The organism is Marinitoga piezophila KA3 (assembly GCF_000255135.1).
Classification (GTDB): Bacteria; Thermotogota; Thermotogae; order Petrotogales; family Petrotogaceae; genus Marinitoga; species Marinitoga piezophila.
In genome coordinates, this window is record NC_016751.1 from 348946 (window position 1) to 366211 (window position 17266).

Here is a 17266-nt window from a genome sequence, read left to right on the forward strand (position 1 = left end):
ATGAAAAGAGAAGATGTTATACAAAGAATAATCGAGGAAAAAGGTGTAACAGCTATTCCTATATTGATTGATATGATGGAAGACAGTGATGCTGAAACATATGAACTAATAATGGATATAATAGATATAATGGGTGCTGAAGCAAAAGAATACTTATTTAAAGAATTTTTAAAAAGATTCAATCAAAAAAATCTTGATGATGTAGTCATGTTATATTTAATAGACATCTTATCAGAATTAGAATGTAAAGAATTAGCCCCATATCTTGAAAGAATGCTCGAACTTTATTCTGATGAAAGAGCTTTTCCAATAATCATAGAAGCACTATTAAGACTAACAAAAGATGAGAAATATCTTGATATTCTTGCTACTTATTTAAACGATGAAGGCGAAATACAGGAATTGGCTGTTATGGCAATGGCTGAACTTCCTGTTAGCAAAAGCATTAACTATTTACTCAATAAATATACTGAAAATATTTCTAAACAGCAAAAAGCATTAATTCTTGATTCTATACAAAAAATGTTGGTGAAAAATAAAGATTTATTACCTATAGTTAAAGAACATCCAGCAGGTGATGAAATATCAGAAATGCTGGAGTGGATGTTGAAATGAACAACCTTGAAACAATAGCAAAAGATTTATATCTTATGGGTTGTAATGTTTTAATAAACGAACCCATGTCTAAACACACAACATTTAGAATTGGGGGAAAAGTAGCATTATATGTTACTCCAAAAACAAAAAATATTTTTATTGAGGTTTTGAATTATCTTGATAAAAATAATATAGAGTATAAAATAATAGGTGGTGGTGCTAATTTAATTGTTAGCGATAAATTTCATGATTTTGTTGTTATAAGTACTGAATATATTTCTGGATATGAAATTGAAAATGAAAAAATTATTGCTGAAAGTGGAATTCCGCTTTCAAGATTGTCTTTTATAGCATTGGAAAATAGTTTAAGCGGAATGGAATTTGCATGTGGAATTCCCGGAAGTTTAGGCGGTGCAATATTTATGAACGCCGGTGCTTATGGTGGAGAAATGAAAAACATAATCGAAACTGTTGAAGTTTATGATCTAAAATCAAAAAAAATACTTTTTTTAGGTAATTCAAACTGTAAGTTTGGTTATAGAACAAGTATTTTTCAGAAAAATAATCTGATTATTTTAGGGGCAACAATTGCATTAAAAAAGGGAATTCATGAAAAAATAAAACAAGAGATTTTTAATTTGTTGGAAAAGCGCTGGAGTAAACAACCTTTAGAATATCCAAGTGCAGGAAGCATATTCAAGCGACCAGAACCAACTTTTTATGTAGGCACCACAATTGAAAAACTCAATTTAAAAGGATTTTCAATTGGAGGAGCTCAAATTTCCGAAAAACACGGAGGTTTTATTATAAATAAAGAAAATGCTACTTTTGAAGATGTTCAGCAACTTATTAATCATGTAAAAAAAATTGTTAAAGAAAAATATAATAAAGACTTAAAAGTTGAACCGGAAATCTGGGATTAATTTTTCAAATGCTAAAAGGAGGGTTTTATGGTAATAATACTAAGAAAAATTATACAATCTTTTATTGAATTACCGGGTTTATTTGTTGCCCTTGTAATTCTCCTTTTATTAAAATCAAAGGAACAGAAAAATTTCAAAAAGTATGTTATAATTGTCGCGGCTATAATTTACCTATTATCAATTCCATATAGTGCAAGATATATTACTCGCCCTTTGGAAGATTTATATCCACCAATTAACTATGAAAAAATAGATAAAAATATTCCTTCTATAATAGTGATTCTCGGTGGAGGTTCTATTCAAAACATTCCTGGTGAAGAAATAGGAGAATTATCTGATCAGGCTTTCAAAAGGGTTTTTAAGGGATATGAATTATATAAAAATACAAAATTTCCTATAGTCATTAGCGGTGGAAGTTTACCAGAAACTGATTATATACCAGAAGCATTAGTAATGAGGGAATATCTTGTAAGATTTGGGGTTTCACCATCAGACATATTTATGGAACCTGATTCGATGACAACAAAAGAAAATGCTATTTTTGTAAAAAACTTAATTGATAATATGAAATTAGAAAAGGTATATCTTGTTACATCGGCTATTCATTTACCACGTTCATATAAAATTTTTAAAACATATATAAAAGATGTTGAAATTATTCCTGTTCCTTCAAACTATTTAGTTACCAGAGGAAAAGTTACATGGATAGATTTTAAACCTGATATATCTGCATTATATGCTAATGCGCTCGCATTTCATGAATATCTTGGTTTAATTTTCTTTTCAATAACAAAATAAAAATGGGGTGATTGTATATGAAATGTCACGGTTGCGGAGTTGAAATACAAACTGTTGACCCTCAAAAGCCTGGTTTTTTACCTGAACATGTTTTTGAGAAATTCCTTTCAAATGAAGAAGAAGCATTATGCCAGAGATGTTTTAAATTAAAACATTATGGCGAATTAATGCCTATGAAAATCGATATTAATTTCCTTTCTGAATTAAAAAAGATTATCAAGAATTTCGATACCGTTCTATGGGTTATTGATATAATTGATTTTGAAGGTACCTATGACAAGCAAATACTTGAATTAGTAAAAGATAAAAATGTATTCTTAATCATCAACAAAGTTGATCTACTTCCCAAAAGCGTTGCTTTTGCTGAATTAAAGGATTGGGTATTAGAAAGAGTAAAAAATGACTTAAATATTAAAAAAGATAATATTCGTTTAATAAGTGCGAAAAAGAATTTTGGTATAAATAGATTGATGAAGATTTTAAAAGGGCAAAATATTAATAAGGCTATTGTTGTTGGCACAACAAATGTTGGGAAATCATCTTTACTTAATACAATAACAAATGTAAAAATAACAACAAGTTCATTTCCAGGAACAACTTTAGGAGTTGTAAGGAGAAAAATTCCTGATTATGGTATTGAATTATATGATACACCTGGAATTGAAACAAATAATAGATTTACAGATTTTTTTGACATATACACTCAGGTTGAAATGATTCCTAAAAGAACTATTAGCAGAAAAACATTTAAACCCGACGTTGGAAAAGTTATATTTATCAGTTCACTATTTAGATTTAAGATATTATCACCTGCTCATGATGATTTAAAACCAATATTCTTAATATTTGCACCTGAAAATATTTCTTTCCATCAAACCAAAGAAGAACGCGTGGAAGATTTATTGCAAAATAGAATAGGCGAAGTTTTATATCCGCCATATGAGAAAAATTATCCTTTAGATATTGAATATGAAAAGGAAATAGTGATGATTGAAGAAAACGAAGAGTTGGCATTGCCGGGCCTTGGGTGGATATCTGTAAGAAGAGGTCCTTTGAATATTGAAGTAGTAAAACCTAAAAATATAGAAATGGTAATAAGAAAACCTTTAATTTCTCCTAAAAAAGGAAATATTATTTAAATACGGAGGTGTATTATAATGAAAGTAAAGGAACCAGGTATTGTTGTTGGCGTTTCAAACAGACATGTTCATCTTTCAAAAGAAGATTTAGAAATTTTATTCGGTGAAGGATATGAATTACATCCAATTAAAGATTTAAAACAGCCAGGTCAGTATGCAGCTGAAGAAGTTGTTACTCTTGAAGGCCCTAAAGGAAAAATAGAAAGAGTAAGAGTTTTAGGTCCTGTTAGAAAAGAAACACAGGTTGAAATTTCACAAACAGATGCTTTCAAATTAGGAGTAACAGCACCTGTTAGAGATTCAGGAGACTTAGATGGAACACCTGGAATTAAATTAATAGGACCAAAAGGTTCAGTTGAAATTAAAAAAGGTTTAATTCTTGCAAAAAGACATATTCACATGTTACCAGAAGATGCAGAAAAATATGGCGTTAAAGATAAAGACCTTGTATATGTAATTGTTGATAAAGGTGATAGAAAACTTATTTTTGGTGACGTTTTAGTAAGGGTAAGTCCAAAATATGCTTTAGAATTTCATGTTGATACAGATGAAGCAAATGCTGCTTTATTAAAAACAGGAGATGAAGTTAAAATAGTTGAATTATAAGAAGCCGGGTAAAACCGGCTTTTCTTTATTTTTATAGATTATTTTTTTAGAAAAACTCTTGACTATTTTATAAGTTTATAGTATAATAGACTGGGTTTGCAGGTGTAGCTTCAACAGGTTAGAGCGCTGCCTTGGTAAGGCAGAGGTTGTGGGTTCGAGTCCCATCACCTGCTCCATAGTAACACCCCGATTAATTCGGGGTTTTTATTTTATATTTTTATTTTTCTCTGGAGGAACATTTATGAAATCATGGGAATATTACAACAAAATAGCAAAAGAATATGATGAAATGTATGAGGATTCATACTGGCAAATGCATAATGCTGTTTCTGAAAAAATTATTTTTAATAATATAGATATTTCTAATGGAAAATTGCTCGACATTGGAGCAGGAACTGGTTTTTGGAGTAAAATTTTCCTTGATAACGGTTTCGATGTTTATGCCTTAGAACCTGCTGAAAATATGGTTAATATGCTTAAAGAAAGATTTAAAAAAACAAATTTAAAAGTTTTTAAAGGAATTGGAGAAAATTTACCTTTTGAAAATTCCTCATTTGATATTATAATTGCTATGGGAGATGTATTAAGCTATTCTGAAGATATAAACTTATTTATCTCAGAAGTATACCGTGTTTTAAAAAAAGACGGTATCTTTATTGGAACTGTCGATAATTTAAATAAATTTATCCTCGATGCTTTTTTTTCAAAAGAATTTGGTATAATAAAATCAATGGAGAAATTCAAAACTGCGAAGGTGGGGGTTTCAAATATAATGTCATTTAAATCTAACCTTTTTACTTATGATTCCTTATATAATCTTTTACACAAAAAATTTAAAAAAGTTGATATTTTCTCAATAATGCCATTTACCTGGGAATTTAATGAAGATTTCTCAAAATATTGGGCTGACGTATTAGAATTAGAATTGCATTTTTCAAAAAGTTTTTATGATACTGCTGAACACCTTTTATATATGGTTGTGAAATAATATGAGTAAATATAAATTACGTACCTTAAGAGAAAAAGCACTTGTTAAATTAGCACAAGCTGGAGATAATGAAGCATTAAATATGATCATTGCTAAATTCGAGCCAATGATCATATCTATTGCTTCTAAATATTTTGGTGCCTGGGCAGAATTTCAAGATTTAATGCAAATTGGTTATGTTGGATTAATTCAGGCTGTCTATTCATATAATGAAGAAAAAACCACCAAATTCTCTACATTTGCTTATCTTAATATTTCTTCTGAAATAAAATCTTTTATTACATATCTCAACAGAGAAAAAAATAAAGTTCTTTCTGATGCTGTAAGTATTGAATCAATGTTTGAAAACTATTCTGAAGATTCCGATTATTACTTTGAAGTACCTTCAGAAGTTGATCTTCATCAATCGGCTATATATAATTATATTTTTGAAAGAACTATAGATCAAATGAAAGACCTGGAAAAAGATATTGTAAAAATGTGGTTGGAAAATAATTCATACGATGAAATTTCACAAAATATTGGCGTTCCAAAGAAAAAGGTTGATAATACCATTCAAAAATTCAAAAAAATAGCAAATAGAGTAATGAAATATGTAAATAATACCATATCCAATGGAGGGACATTATGAAGTTCACACGCATTCTTTTATACATAGCAATATTGCTTTCAATAATATCTATTACATTATCAATTTCTAATGAATTTAGATATGCTAAATTCAAAAATTATATGGAAAGTATGTTCAATAGACAAAATGCCAAGGTAACTGACTCACTTTCACAAATGAATTTGAAACTATCAGAATTAGAAAAATATTTTGCTCCTAATGGCGTTGTTGAAAAATTTATAAACTATAAAACAAACCTTGAAAAACATCTAAGCGACCTTGAAAAACTTCTAACTCTAGCTCAGGAAGATCAGAATGTAGGATACTTTCAAATATATATTACCGGCTCAAGAGAAGTCTGGATAGGAATTAAAAATAAAAATAGCAAATATATATTTCAGGGAATGCTAAAACCAGGATTAAATCCTTATAAATTTTATTTTTTTAAAGATCCGTCTGTAAAAACCTCATATACAATTGATATACCTTATGACGCCAAAATACAAACAGCAAATCCAGATAATGTTTACTTTTTAATTCAAGAACCTGGCCAACGCAGATTAAAAAAAATGCCTTCTTCAAAGCTTGATAATATTTCAGAGGACCTAAACCTTTATATTCCAACAATAAGAGGTAAATAAAATTTGATATTTCACAAAAAATCTGGTATAATAAATGAGAAAGTTATCACTTGGGTAATAGGAGGGAAGATCATGGAATTCGATCATATTCAAATAGAGAAAAAATGGCAAAAAAAATGGTCCGATAAAAATGTTTTTAAAACGGAACAAAGGAATGAAAAAGAAAAATATTATGTACTCACAATGTTCCCTTATCCTTCAGGAACTATTCATGTTGGACACGTTAAAAATTATGTTATAGGTGATGTTGTTGCAAGATATAAAAAAATGCAGGGATACAATGTTTTGCATCCTTTTGGTTATGATGCATTTGGATTACCTGCAGAAAATGCAGCAATAAAACGTAACGTAAATCCTGGAGAATGGACATTTAAAAATATTGAAACGATTAGAGAACAGATTAAAAAAATCGGTATAAGTTATGATTGGGATAGAGAAATTGCTACATGTACAGAAGATTATTATAAATGGACACAATGGATATTCTTAAAATTATACGAAAAAGGACTTGCATACAAAAAACATGCAGCTGTAAACTGGTGTCCAAGCTGTAAAACTGTTCTTGCAAATGAACAGGTAGTTAATGGGAAATGTGAAAGATGTGGAACAGATATTGAAATGAAAAAACTTGAACAATGGTATTTCAAAATAACAGATTACTCTGAAAGATTGTTAAATGATCTTGAAAAACTTGAAGGATGGCCTGAAAATGTAAAAGTAATGCAGAAAAACTGGATAGGAAAAAGTGTTGGTGCTGAAGTTAACTTTAAAATCGACGGAACAGATAAAGAATTAAAAGTATTTACAACAAGACCTGATACATTATGGGGCGTTACATTTATGGCATTAGCTCCAGAATCACCACTCGTTGAAGAATTAACAACCCCTGAACAAAAAGAAGAAGTAGAATCATTCTTAAATAGAGTAAATAAAGAAGATAAATTTAAGAGAATTGCGCAGGGAGCTAAAAAAGATGGTGCATTTACTGGAAGTTATGCTGTTAATCCTGTAAATGGAGAAAAAATCCCTATATACGTTGCTAATTACATTTTATTTGAATATGGAACTGGTGCTATTATGGCTGTCCCAGCTCATGACCAGAGGGACTTTGAATTCGCTAAAGAATTCAATCTTCCAATTAGAGTTGTTATTACTCCAAAAGATAAAGAATTAAAAGCAGAAGATTTAGAAGAAGCTTTCACAGAAGATGGAATAATGATTAATTCCGACAAATTCAATGGAATGAAAAACAGAGAAGCTCTTACAAAAATTGTAGAGTGGCTTGAAGAAAATGGTTATGGTAAAAAAAGTATTCAATACAAATTAAGAGACTGGTTAATTTCAAGACAGAGATACTGGGGAGCACCTATACCTGTAGTGTATTGTGAAAAATGTGGAACAGTTCCTGTTCCTGAAAAGGATTTACCTGTAAAATTACCTACAGATGTAAAATTCGAACCTACTGGAAAAAGTCCATTGGCAACAAACGAAGATTTTATAAATACAACATGTCCAAAGTGTGGAGGTCCCGCACGAAGAGAAGTTGATACAATGGATACATTTGTTGACAGTAGCTGGTATTATTTGAGATATATTAATCCAAAAATGGAGGACAAACCATTCGATTCAGATGACGTAAATTACTGGCTTCCCGTAGATCAATATATTGGTGGTGTAGAACACGCTATATTGCATTTGCTTTACTCAAGATTTATAACAAAGGTTCTTCATGATCTTGGTTATGTTAATTTTGAAGAACCATTCTCAAATCTCTTTACTCAGGGTATGATTTACAAAGACGGAGCAAAAATGTCAAAATCTAAGGGAAATGTAGTTTCACCAGATGAAATGATAGAAAAATACGGTGCTGATACCTTGAGATTATACATGTTATTTATGGGTCCTCCTGAAAAAGATGCTGAATGGAATGATGCAGGATTAGAAGGTGTTGCAAGATTCATGAATAAAGTGTGGAATTCAATGACAAAGATCATTGAATTCTCAAAAGATGGCAATATTAATAATATCAACTTAACAACAAAAGAAGAGAAGAATTTAAGAAGAAAATTACATCAAATGATTAAAAAGATAACAAATGATATTGAAAAGAACTTCCAATTCAACACAGCAATTAGTGGTATGATGGAGCTTATTAACGAATTAAATGCCTATCTAAATTCTGTTCCACAAGAAAAATGGAATAAAGATTTACTTAAAGAATTATCTGAAGATTTTGTTATACTTATTTCACCATTTGCGCCACATCTTGCTGAAGAATTGTGGGAAATGATGGGACATGAAGATTTCGTGCTAAATGCACAGTGGCCTACAGTTGATGAAGAAGCTCTAAAAGTTGATGAAATTGAAATTGTTATCCAGATTAATGGAAAAGTTAGAGATAAAATGATTGTTGATGCATCTGCAAGCGAAGATGAAATAAAAGAAAAAGCATTTGAATTAGATAAAATTAAAAAATATGTAGAAAATGCAGAAATTAAAAAGGTTATCCTTGTAAAAGGAAAATTATTAAATATCGTTGTGAAAAATAAATAAATTTTTATAGGCAGGGGGTAATTATGAAAAATCCAAAAATACCTAAACCAACAATTAAAAGATTGGCAATATATTATAGATGCCTCGAAAACAAGGAAAGTGCTGGAATAAAAAAAACATCATCTAAAGACCTTGCAGAATCACTTGGAATAAAAGCAAGTCAAATAAGAAAAGACTTATCTTATTTTGGAGAATTTGGAAAACGCGGTGTAGGATACGATATTCCAAAACTAATGAAGTCAATTAAAAATATTCTTGGTTTACACAGAAGATGGAATGTAGCTATCATTGGTGTAGGTAATCTTGGTTCAGCTATTGCAAATTATACCGGTTTGGAACAAAATGGTTTCTTTATAAAAGCTGCTTTTGATAAAGATAAGAAAAAAATCGGAACTCAAATCGCCGCAGGAGTTCTTGTGTATGATATCAAAGAGTTAAAAAAAGTTTGTTCTGAAAAAAATATAGAAATCGCTATATTATCAGTTCCTGGTAAAACTGCACAAAAGGTTGCTGATCAGTTAGTTGAAACAGGAATAAAGGGAATTTTGAATTTTACACCTATAGCTTTACAATTGCCGGAAAATATTGCTGTTGAAAATGTTGATTTCACAGTTTCATTAAAGGCATTAACTTATGAAATTGTTTCTCAATATAAAGAAATATACGAAGTTGTCGAAGAAAACAATAATAATACTGAAGAACAATAAAGTCATTCAAAAATAAAATTGTGCCGAGATGGCGGAACTGGCAGACGCGTATGACTCAGGATCATATGGGCTTTTGCCCGTGCGGGTTCAAGTCCCGCTCTCGGCACCACCAAACCGGCTAAATGCCGGTTTTTTCTATTAATTATTTTTTATACTGAGGTGAATTTATGGGAAAATTATACATAATTGGAACACCAATTGGAAATTTGAAGGATATATCTTTAAGAGCTGTTGAAACTCTAAAAGAATCCGACGTTATTTTCGTTGAAGACAAGAGAGTTACCGTAAAATTACTAAATAGTCTTGAAATTGGAAAAAAAGAATTATTTACTTTTAGCGAATATAATGCAAACAAAGTACTTAAAAAAGCTCTTGATATTGTAAAGCAAAAAAACATTTGTTCTCTTGTTAGCGACGCTGGTATGCCTGTTATTTCTGATCCGGGATACCAATTGATTAATAAATGCTGGGAGGAAGGAATAGAAATTGACATTATTCCGGGTCCAAATGCTCCTTCTGCTGCAATTGCTTTAAGTGGATTCCCTGGATCTAAATATATGTTTTATGGCTTTTTACCAAGAGGAAAAAATAAAAGAAGAGTTTTAAGAAATATAAAGGATATCGATATACTTTTCGTATTTTTCGAATCCCCACAACGTCTTGTCAATACATTAAAAGAAATTCTGGAAATTATTGGCGATAGGGATATTTTTATAGCTCGTGAAATGACGAAAATACATCAGGAATTATTTAGAGGAAAGGTAAGCGAAGCATTGGCTCATTTTTCTGAAAATAAGGTTCGTGGTGAAATTACTGTAGTTTTATCCGGGAGAGATAGCAATAATGAAACAGTTTAAAGATTTAATTTCTTTAATAGATTGGGTAAGTTCAGAATTAAAAACAACTGAATTATTTTCTGATTCTATTACTTTTATAGGAGATATATCAAGAGCTAAATTAAGTACCTCAAAAGATTTATTCATTGAGGTGTCTCAGCGTTTAGGAACTGGTAAAACATACAAAATAAACATATTCCTTTCACGTTATTATGTAAAAACTTTACTTGAAAATTTAGAATTAAAAGATGTTTCTGATTTAGAAAATAAAAGCTGGAAAATTGTTGGAAGATTATCTTTTTGGCCATCATCTTCAAATATTGCTATTACTTTAAAATCTCTTTCACCAGTAGGTGAATCCAAACTTGAAAAACGTAGAAGAGTCATTTTAAATAAGCTTAAATTGGAAGGTCTTTTAAGAACAGCAAATAATACTTTGGAAATGTTACCTCCAATAAAAAAAATAGCTGTAATTTCTTCAGAAACTGCAGCTGGTTATGGAGATTTTGTAAAAAATATAAACAAAACAAAATATCCACCATTAATCCATCTTTATCCATCACCCATGCAGGGGGTAGAAGTTCCTGTAGGGATAATAAGTGCTTTAAAAAATATTTTAAAATCAAAAATAGATTATGATTTAGTAGTTATTATAAGAGGTGGCGGTTCTCAGGCTGATTTAATGTATTTTGATGATTTTAATCTGGCTCAACATATAGCTTATTTTTCAAATAACAAAATTCCAATTGTTACTGGTATAGGGCACGAACAGGATACCACAATTCTTGATTTTGTTTCATATATAAGATTTTCAACTCCAACCGAAGTTGCAAGGGCTATTAATAATCAAATTGAGTTCTTTCACCAAACATTACATGAAAAATTTCAGAATATTATATATGAAATAAACTCTAATTTTACAACAACAGAAATTAAGCTAAAAAACTTATCTGAAAATCTATCCATTTATTTTAATAACATCACAAAAAATCAAGAAAATTACTTAAAGGAAATGTCGAATAAAATCAATAACATAAACAAATTCTTTGAAATGAATGAGAAAGCACTTAATTCCAGATTAGATTTTATAAACTTAATTTCAAATCATATTAATAATAAACTGATAAACTTTTCTTCTGTAATTAATAATGAAAAAAATCTTATTCAAAAAAATATGGAAAATAAATTAAATATGTCCTTTCAACGCATTGATGAATTATATATCAAAATAACTCAAAATAGCCCATTTAGTGCATTTTTAAGCAACGGTGCAATTGTCATTCAAAATGGAGAAATTGTCAATACCATAAAAAATTTAAAAATAGATCCTGTAGAAATCAAATTCAAAGATGGTGAAGCCAAAGGGAAAATAGAAAGTATAAATTATTATAACAATATTGGAGGAGAAAAAAATGACAATAGATGAAATTTTATCCTTAAAGAAAAGTGATATTAAAAAAATGACCTTTAAAGATATTTTGTCTATGCTTGAAATGATTTCATATACTTTTCAACATAACAATGATCTTGATGTGGAATATGCTTTGGAAATATACAAAAAAAGTCTTGACCTTCTTATAATAGCAAGAGAAAAACTAATTCTTGCAAAAGAAGAAAAAGAAAAAATAGATAAAGCTTTCGAAGAAATTAAAAAAAATTTTGATTGATTTCAATTAAGGAGGCGTCCTGTTGAAAGTAGTTGAATATATAAAAAAAGAAAGTTATGAAGTTTCAAAATTTCTCTTTAAAGAACCAGAAATACGAGAAGCTTTATTTTCACCAAATAAAAAGTATTATAAAATAATTCATCATTTTAACTTATTCTTTTCTCTTATAAATATAATTCCCATCATTGGTTCAATTTACAATTTTAATCTCCCATATTTTATTGGATATACAATATACGCATTAGGAGTTTATTTTGTATGGGCTTTTGAATGGATGACAAATTTTGTTATTTTTGAAGAAATTAAAACTTTTACCATAATTCAAATAGCTCTACATAGTTTTTTTGGACTTTTCCTTGATTTTTACGACAAATATGATGCTTTTGATGATATTTTGCATTTAACGGGAGGAATATGGCTGGCATTAATTATTTTCCCGTTGATATTATCTCTTGAACTAACTTTTTCAAGACAAAAAATCCCTACTCTTATTTTAAAAGTCAACTTTTATACCTTTTCAGTTGCATTAAGCATGGGAACAATTTGGGAAATATTTGAATTTACTTCTGATTTAATCTTTGCAGGATATCCCGGTTATCGTTTAGCTCAGGAAGGAAGCTTATTTGATACAATGATGGACTTAATATACGATTCAATAGGTATTATTGTAGGCATATGGTTATTCTGGACCATATTAAAACGATTAAATAAAAATAGAGATATGTATTCTTTACTTGAAAAAATTGGATTGGCATTAAGAAAATTCATTGATAAAAACCAATTAAACGAGGGATGAAAATGTTGCAAATAATATTATATTCACTTATTTTATCCATGATGTTCCAGTTGCTGGGTAAATATATAAATTTATATAGAACAATGTTTAAAATGAAAGATTTAAAGGATATACAACATCCTAAAATCACTATAATCATACCAACTTATAACGAAGAAAAGGTTATAGAAAAAAGTATTCTAAGTATTGAAAAGAATTCATATAAAAATTACGAAATAATTGTAATTGATGACAATTCAAAAGACAATACTTATAAAATATTAAAAGATTTAGAAAACAAATTTTCAAATCTCAAAGTTTTTAAAAAAAAGGGAAAACAGGGAAAACCACAATCATTAAATGAGGCCTTTGAATATGCTTCAGGGGATGTTATATTATTCTTAGATGCTGATGCTATTCTTCCAGATGATTATCTTGAAAAACATATAAGATACTTTGCCAATAAAAATACAGAAATGATATATGTAGACTTTGAAGCTTATAATTACCATAAAAAATTAATCTTTGATTATCAGGAAATCTATTTTGAATTTAGTAGAAATATTTTATATTCAAATATATTTTCAAAAGCTGTTTTTATGGGAAACGGTGTATTTATTAAAAAAGATATTCTTAAAAAAATTATGCCAATAGATGTAAATACCCTTGTTGATGACGTACACATGGCAATAAAATTAAATGAAATAGGTATTACACAGTTTTTTATCATTGAACCAAAAACAGAAATTCAATACGCAACTTCTTTAAAAGATTTATTTTTTCAACATAAAAGATGGTATATTGGAGGATTAGAAGAATTTTTTAAAGCATCTGTTAATAAAAGGTTTGATGTATTTATATTAAATGCTTTCGTTATTATAATGCTTTTTATTCCAATTTTTGCTGTTGCTATATCCTTTAAATATCCATTACTCACAAAAAATATTTTATTATACTACTTTACAATAATCTGGGGAACTCTATTAGCCTCTGTTTTCTTAAACAAAAAAATTAAACTTCCTGGAATTATTTTTAATTCATTAATCACAATACCTTTTATGATTATTTTTGAATATATTATTGTATTCAATTCATTTATTTCATTATTTAAAAAAGAAAGAATATGGTACAAAGTTAATAGAGATGAGGTAAAGTAACTCTCTAATATGGTATAATAATAATAACCTATATTATTATAAAATCAATATGGAGGGGGATTATGGTTGTAAACTTATCTAACAGCGGATTACATCTTTCAAGAATAATACATGGAATGATGAGATTAAACACCTGGGGATACACAATAGATGAATTTGAATATTTTATAGAAAAAGTCATGGATCTTGGTATTACCACATTTGACCATGCTGATATATATGGAAATGGAGAATGCGAAGAAATATTTGGAAGGTTATTAGAAAGAAATCCCGAAATTCGAAAAAAAATGCAACTTATTTCAAAATGTGGAATAATAAGAAAATCGGATAAATTTCCAGATAGGCGTGTAAAACACTATAACACGAGTAAAGAACATATAATAGAATCTGTAGAAAAATCTTTAAAAAATCTTCATACCGATTATCTTGATTTACTTTTAATTCATAGACCCGATCCGTTTATGAATCCAGATGAAATCGCTGAAGCCTTTTATGAACTAAAAAAATCAGGAAAAGTATTATATTTTGGTGTTTCTAATTTTACAATACAACAGTTTAAAACTTTGCAATCGCGTTTAAGTTTTCCTTTAATAACAAATCAAATAGAAATTTCACCTTATAATCTAGAACACTTTTTCAATGAAAATATATATTTTTTACTTGAAAAAAGAATTAATCCAATGGCATGGTCTCCATTATCTGGCGGTAAATTATTTGACCCTGATGATGATAGGGGAGAAAGAATCAAAAAAGCTTTAAAAGAAGTGGCAAAAGATTTTGGAATTTCAGAAATTGAAAAAATAGTATATGCATGGTTATTAAACCATCCTGTTGGTATTTTACCAATTGTTGGAAGTGGGAAAATTGAAAGAATCAAAAATGCTGTAGAAGCTCTGGAAATAACCTTAACCCGCGAACAATGGTTTATGATTTATGAAGCTTCATTAGGATATAAAGTTCCTTAATATATTGGGGGGGAGAACAATGATTTTTACATTAACAATGAATCCAAGTTTAGACAGGTATATTTATATTGACAAGCTTATACCCGATGACACAATAAGAGCAAAAAAAATAAAAGATTATCCAGCAGGAAAGGGGATAGACGTTTCAAGAGTAATAAAAGAATTAGGCGGTGTTTCAGTAGCTGTTGCATTATTAGGTGGGGATAACGGTCGAAAAATAGAAGAAATGCTTGACCAGGAAGGTGTAATATATTCTTCAGTTAGAATATCCCATGAAACACGTATGAATATAATCCTTGAAGAAGAAACTCAATACAGAATGAGTATGCCTGGAGAACATGTTAAAAGAGAAAAACTTCAAAAAGTTTTTGACATCTTACAATTGCTGGTAAGAGAAGGAGATACTGTTGCTATATCAGGAAGTTTACCAAAAGGTGTTGATCCTGATTATTATACTGGTCTTATCTTTTCATTAAAACAATGGGGAGCAGAAGTTTTCTTTGATGCTGATGGAAAAAATTTAATTGCTGGTCTTGATGCTGAACCAGATTGTATTAAGCCGAATACTCATGAATTATCCCGTTTATTGGGAAAAGATGTCCCTGAAGATGATAAATATGAAATTGCCAGAGAAGCACGATATGTTCTTGAAAAATATCATTTAGATGAAATACTTGTATCAATGGGAAAATATGGAAGTGTTTATGCTAATTGGGATATGGCTATGTATGCTTATCCTGTTGATTTAGAAGTAAAAAGTGCAGTTGGAGCCGGTGATTCATTCTTAGCTGGATATATATTGAAAAAAAACGAAGGAATTGAAGAAGGATTTAGATGGGCAAATGCTGCAGGAAATGCTGCTGTATTAACTCCAGGAACAGAATTATGCAAAAAAGAAGATGTCTTAAAGCTACTTCCACAAATAAAAATTGAAATGTTATAAAAAACAGAGGCATATCGCCTCTGTTTTATTATTTTCTACTTCCAGGTTTTACTGCTGGAATATTCTCTTTACATAAGGGGCAATTGTCTGGTTCATATGTTTTTGCATCAATTTCTACCAATGATTGAATTTTAATATTATTAAGATCTTTTTTCTTGCTTCTATTTACAATACAACCAATGCCAATAATCTGCGGCTTATACTTTTCAAGAGCCTTTACAACCTCCAATGTGGATTTCCCTGTTGTAATTACATCCTCTATAATAATAACCTTTGCATTCTCTTCAATAAAAAAGTTTCTTCTAAGCTCCATAACTCCTTCCTTATTTCTTTCGGTAAATAAAAACGGTGTTTTAAGTCCTCTTGCAACTTCATATCCAATAATCAATCCTCCAAGCGCAGGAGAAACAACATAATCAGGTTTCTCATTAAATTTTTCTGACAAAGCTTTTCCAAGCATCTCTGCATATTCTGGATATTTTAAAGCCTGAGCACATTGAATATATGTATCTGAATGCAACCCTGAGGATAATAAAAAATGTCCATTTAATATTGCATTTGTCTTTTTCAATATCTCCATTATTTCCATTTTTTAACCCCCTTAGAAATTATAGTATTTTGAAATTAATTCATTGTATTCCTTAGCCTTTTCACGTGGATTTTCATTGAATATAATACCCCTTGAAACATTTATTACAATATTCTTATATCCTTTAAGATTTCTGAATAATTTCTCTACATTTCCCTGCTGTGCTCCGATTCCCGGTATTAAAAAAAGCATGTCTTCTGAATTTTCAACTATTTCATCAATAAATTCACTATTTGTAGCTCCCACTACAATTCCAATTTTATTTTTATATTCCTTATTCTTTTCATTCATCATCTTTGTTATTTTCAAATATAATTTTTCCGGAATTTCAAAATCATAAGCCCCTTTGTTTGTTGTTAATGCCAATGCAAATAGATGTGCATTTTGATATTCGAGGTATGGAAGCATTGTATCAAATCCCATTAGAGGATTTACCGTCAATGAATCAACTTTTAATACATTAAAGTAATAATATGCATAAGCTGCTGCTGTATTTCCTATATCACTTCTTTTAGCATCGAGAATTATTGGAATACTCTCATCCTGTTTTATATATTCAATTGTTTTTTCCAGTATTTCAATACCTTTATGTCCCATCTTCTCATAAAAAGCTATATTTAATTTATAACCACATACAATATCAGAAGTTTCATCAATAATCTTTTTATTAAAATCCAGAACATCTCCATCTATTTTTTCAAAATCACTATCCAATCCCGCAAACAAAACGGATTTTTTACTTTCTCTTCTTTTCAAATATTTTTCAAGCATC

General features: G+C 29.4%; 19 protein-coding genes and 2 tRNA genes. 19 read left to right on the forward strand and 2 right to left on the reverse strand.

Annotation, left to right across the window (positions count from 1 at the left end; genetic code table 11):
- From MARPI_RS01715 to MARPI_RS01805, 19 genes are all read left to right on the forward strand, one after another.
- Positions 1 to 615 carry a HEAT repeat domain-containing protein gene (locus tag MARPI_RS01715; protein ID WP_014295871.1) on the forward strand — a complete coding sequence of 205 codons (615 nt, stop codon included), beginning with the start codon at positions 1 to 3 and terminating at the stop codon, positions 613 to 615.
- Entirely contained in the window at positions 612 to 1520 is a 909-nt protein-coding gene (murB, locus tag MARPI_RS01720; RefSeq protein ID WP_014295872.1) for a UDP-N-acetylmuramate dehydrogenase, read from the forward strand. The genes MARPI_RS01715 and murB overlap by 4 nt, the downstream gene beginning before the upstream one ends.
- A gap of 27 nt (positions 1521 to 1547) precedes the next feature.
- Complete coding sequence (locus MARPI_RS01725; protein WP_014295873.1) at positions 1548 to 2318, forward strand: YdcF family protein; 771 nt, start codon at positions 1548 to 1550, stop codon at positions 2316 to 2318.
- 17 nt (positions 2319 to 2335) lie between these two features.
- Entirely contained in the window at positions 2336 to 3457 is a 1122-nt protein-coding gene (yqeH, locus tag MARPI_RS01730) for a ribosome biogenesis GTPase YqeH (RefSeq protein WP_014295874.1), read from the forward strand.
- Positions 3458 to 3475: 18 nt separating this feature from the next.
- Complete coding sequence (pduL, locus tag MARPI_RS01735; protein ID WP_014295875.1) at positions 3476 to 4063, forward strand: phosphate propanoyltransferase; 588 nt, start codon at positions 3476 to 3478, stop codon at positions 4061 to 4063.
- A 98-nt stretch (positions 4064 to 4161) separates the two neighbouring features.
- Positions 4162 to 4239: transfer RNA gene (locus MARPI_RS01740), tRNA-Thr, on the forward strand.
- Between the two features lie 65 nt (positions 4240 to 4304).
- On the forward strand, positions 4305 to 5051 hold the full coding sequence (locus MARPI_RS01745) for a class I SAM-dependent methyltransferase (RefSeq protein ID WP_014295876.1): 747 nt from the start codon (positions 4305 to 4307) through the stop codon (positions 5049 to 5051).
- Between the two features lies 1 nt (position 5052).
- Positions 5053 to 5682 (forward strand): sigma-70 family RNA polymerase sigma factor, encoded by a 630-nt coding sequence (locus tag MARPI_RS01750; protein WP_014295877.1) that lies wholly within the window; start codon positions 5053 to 5055, stop codon positions 5680 to 5682.
- Positions 5679 to 6302, forward strand: coding sequence for a hypothetical protein (locus tag MARPI_RS01755; protein WP_014295878.1), 624 nt, complete (start codon positions 5679 to 5681; stop codon positions 6300 to 6302). Before MARPI_RS01750 ends, MARPI_RS01755 begins: the two co-directional genes overlap by 4 nt.
- 69 nt (positions 6303 to 6371) lie before the next feature.
- Positions 6372 to 8855: a leucine--tRNA ligase gene (gene leuS, locus MARPI_RS01760; RefSeq protein ID WP_041638726.1), complete on the forward strand. Its 2484-nt coding sequence runs from the start codon at positions 6372 to 6374 to the stop codon at positions 8853 to 8855.
- Positions 8856 to 8878: 23 nt separating this feature from the next.
- Positions 8879 to 9562, forward strand: a complete 684-nt coding sequence (locus MARPI_RS01765; RefSeq protein WP_014295880.1) for a redox-sensing transcriptional repressor Rex — start codon at positions 8879 to 8881, stop codon at positions 9560 to 9562.
- A 22-nt stretch (positions 9563 to 9584) separates the two neighbouring features.
- A tRNA-Leu gene (locus MARPI_RS01770) sits at positions 9585 to 9671 on the forward strand.
- A gap of 58 nt (positions 9672 to 9729) precedes the next feature.
- Positions 9730 to 10419 carry a 16S rRNA (cytidine(1402)-2'-O)-methyltransferase gene (gene rsmI, locus MARPI_RS01775; protein WP_014295881.1) on the forward strand — a complete coding sequence of 230 codons (690 nt, stop codon included), beginning with the start codon at positions 9730 to 9732 and terminating at the stop codon, positions 10417 to 10419.
- Positions 10406 to 11824, forward strand: coding sequence for an exodeoxyribonuclease VII large subunit (xseA, locus tag MARPI_RS01780; RefSeq protein ID WP_014295882.1), 1419 nt, complete (start codon positions 10406 to 10408; stop codon positions 11822 to 11824). The genes rsmI and xseA overlap by 14 nt, the downstream gene beginning before the upstream one ends.
- The gene (locus MARPI_RS01785; protein WP_014295883.1) at positions 11811 to 12065 is read left to right on the forward strand and encodes a hypothetical protein; all 255 of its coding nucleotides are present in this window, start codon (positions 11811 to 11813) and stop codon (positions 12063 to 12065) included. Before xseA ends, MARPI_RS01785 begins: the two co-directional genes overlap by 14 nt.
- A 22-nt stretch (positions 12066 to 12087) precedes the next feature.
- A complete protein-coding gene (locus tag MARPI_RS01790; RefSeq protein WP_014295884.1) occupies positions 12088 to 12861 on the forward strand; it encodes a DUF2238 domain-containing protein in 774 nt (257 codons plus the stop codon).
- A gap of 2 nt (positions 12862 to 12863) precedes the next feature.
- Positions 12864 to 13997, forward strand: a complete 1134-nt coding sequence (locus tag MARPI_RS01795; protein WP_014295885.1) for a glycosyltransferase family 2 protein — start codon at positions 12864 to 12866, stop codon at positions 13995 to 13997.
- A gap of 62 nt (positions 13998 to 14059) precedes the next feature.
- The gene (locus MARPI_RS01800; RefSeq protein ID WP_014295886.1) at positions 14060 to 14962 is read left to right on the forward strand and encodes an aldo/keto reductase; all 903 of its coding nucleotides are present in this window, start codon (positions 14060 to 14062) and stop codon (positions 14960 to 14962) included.
- A gap of 19 nt (positions 14963 to 14981) precedes the next feature.
- On the forward strand, positions 14982 to 15905 hold the full coding sequence (locus tag MARPI_RS01805; RefSeq protein WP_014295887.1) for a 1-phosphofructokinase family hexose kinase: 924 nt from the start codon (positions 14982 to 14984) through the stop codon (positions 15903 to 15905).
- Between the two features lie 28 nt (positions 15906 to 15933).
- On the opposite strand, the gene pyrE is transcribed toward MARPI_RS01805, so the two are convergent.
- Positions 15934 to 16494, reverse strand: a complete 561-nt coding sequence (pyrE, locus tag MARPI_RS01810; protein WP_014295888.1) for an orotate phosphoribosyltransferase — start codon at positions 16492 to 16494, stop codon at positions 15934 to 15936.
- A gap of 12 nt (positions 16495 to 16506) precedes the next feature.
- Positions 16507 to 17265, reverse strand: coding sequence for an orotidine-5'-phosphate decarboxylase (gene pyrF / locus MARPI_RS01815; RefSeq protein ID WP_014295889.1), 759 nt, complete (start codon positions 17263 to 17265; stop codon positions 16507 to 16509).
- Between the last annotated feature and the right edge of the window lies 1 nt (position 17266).

What these genes read in the sequence shown, in the direction of transcription:
- MARPI_RS01715 (WP_014295871.1), top strand. Translation starts at nt 1, where the DNA reads ATGAAAAGAGAAGATGTTATACAAAGAATAATCGAGGAAAAAGGTGTA.
- murB (WP_014295872.1), top strand. Translation starts at nt 612, where the DNA reads ATGAACAACCTTGAAACAATAGCAAAAGATTTATATCTTATGGGTTGT.
- MARPI_RS01725 (WP_014295873.1), top strand. Translation starts at nt 1,548, where the DNA reads ATGGTAATAATACTAAGAAAAATTATACAATCTTTTATTGAATTACCG.
- yqeH (WP_014295874.1), top strand. Translation starts at nt 2,336, where the DNA reads ATGAAATGTCACGGTTGCGGAGTTGAAATACAAACTGTTGACCCTCAA.
- pduL (WP_014295875.1), top strand. Translation starts at nt 3,476, where the DNA reads ATGAAAGTAAAGGAACCAGGTATTGTTGTTGGCGTTTCAAACAGACAT.
- MARPI_RS01745 (WP_014295876.1), top strand. Translation starts at nt 4,305, where the DNA reads ATGAAATCATGGGAATATTACAACAAAATAGCAAAAGAATATGATGAA.
- MARPI_RS01750 (WP_014295877.1), top strand. Translation starts at nt 5,053, where the DNA reads ATGAGTAAATATAAATTACGTACCTTAAGAGAAAAAGCACTTGTTAAA.
- MARPI_RS01755 (WP_014295878.1), top strand. Translation starts at nt 5,679, where the DNA reads ATGAAGTTCACACGCATTCTTTTATACATAGCAATATTGCTTTCAATA.
- MARPI_RS01765 (WP_014295880.1), top strand. Translation starts at nt 8,879, where the DNA reads ATGAAAAATCCAAAAATACCTAAACCAACAATTAAAAGATTGGCAATA.
- rsmI (WP_014295881.1), top strand. Translation starts at nt 9,730, where the DNA reads ATGGGAAAATTATACATAATTGGAACACCAATTGGAAATTTGAAGGAT.
- xseA (WP_014295882.1), top strand. Translation starts at nt 10,406, where the DNA reads ATGAAACAGTTTAAAGATTTAATTTCTTTAATAGATTGGGTAAGTTCA.
- MARPI_RS01785 (WP_014295883.1), top strand. Translation starts at nt 11,811, where the DNA reads ATGACAATAGATGAAATTTTATCCTTAAAGAAAAGTGATATTAAAAAA.
- MARPI_RS01795 (WP_014295885.1), top strand. Translation starts at nt 12,864, where the DNA reads ATGTTGCAAATAATATTATATTCACTTATTTTATCCATGATGTTCCAG.
- MARPI_RS01800 (WP_014295886.1), top strand. Translation starts at nt 14,060, where the DNA reads ATGGTTGTAAACTTATCTAACAGCGGATTACATCTTTCAAGAATAATA.
- MARPI_RS01805 (WP_014295887.1), top strand. Translation starts at nt 14,982, where the DNA reads ATGATTTTTACATTAACAATGAATCCAAGTTTAGACAGGTATATTTAT.
- pyrE (WP_014295888.1), bottom strand. Translation starts at nt 16,494, where the DNA reads ATGGAAATAATGGAGATATTGAAAAAGACAAATGCAATATTAAATGGA.
- pyrF (WP_014295889.1), bottom strand. Translation starts at nt 17,265, where the DNA reads ATGCTTGAAAAATATTTGAAAAGAAGAGAAAGTAAAAAATCCGTTTTG.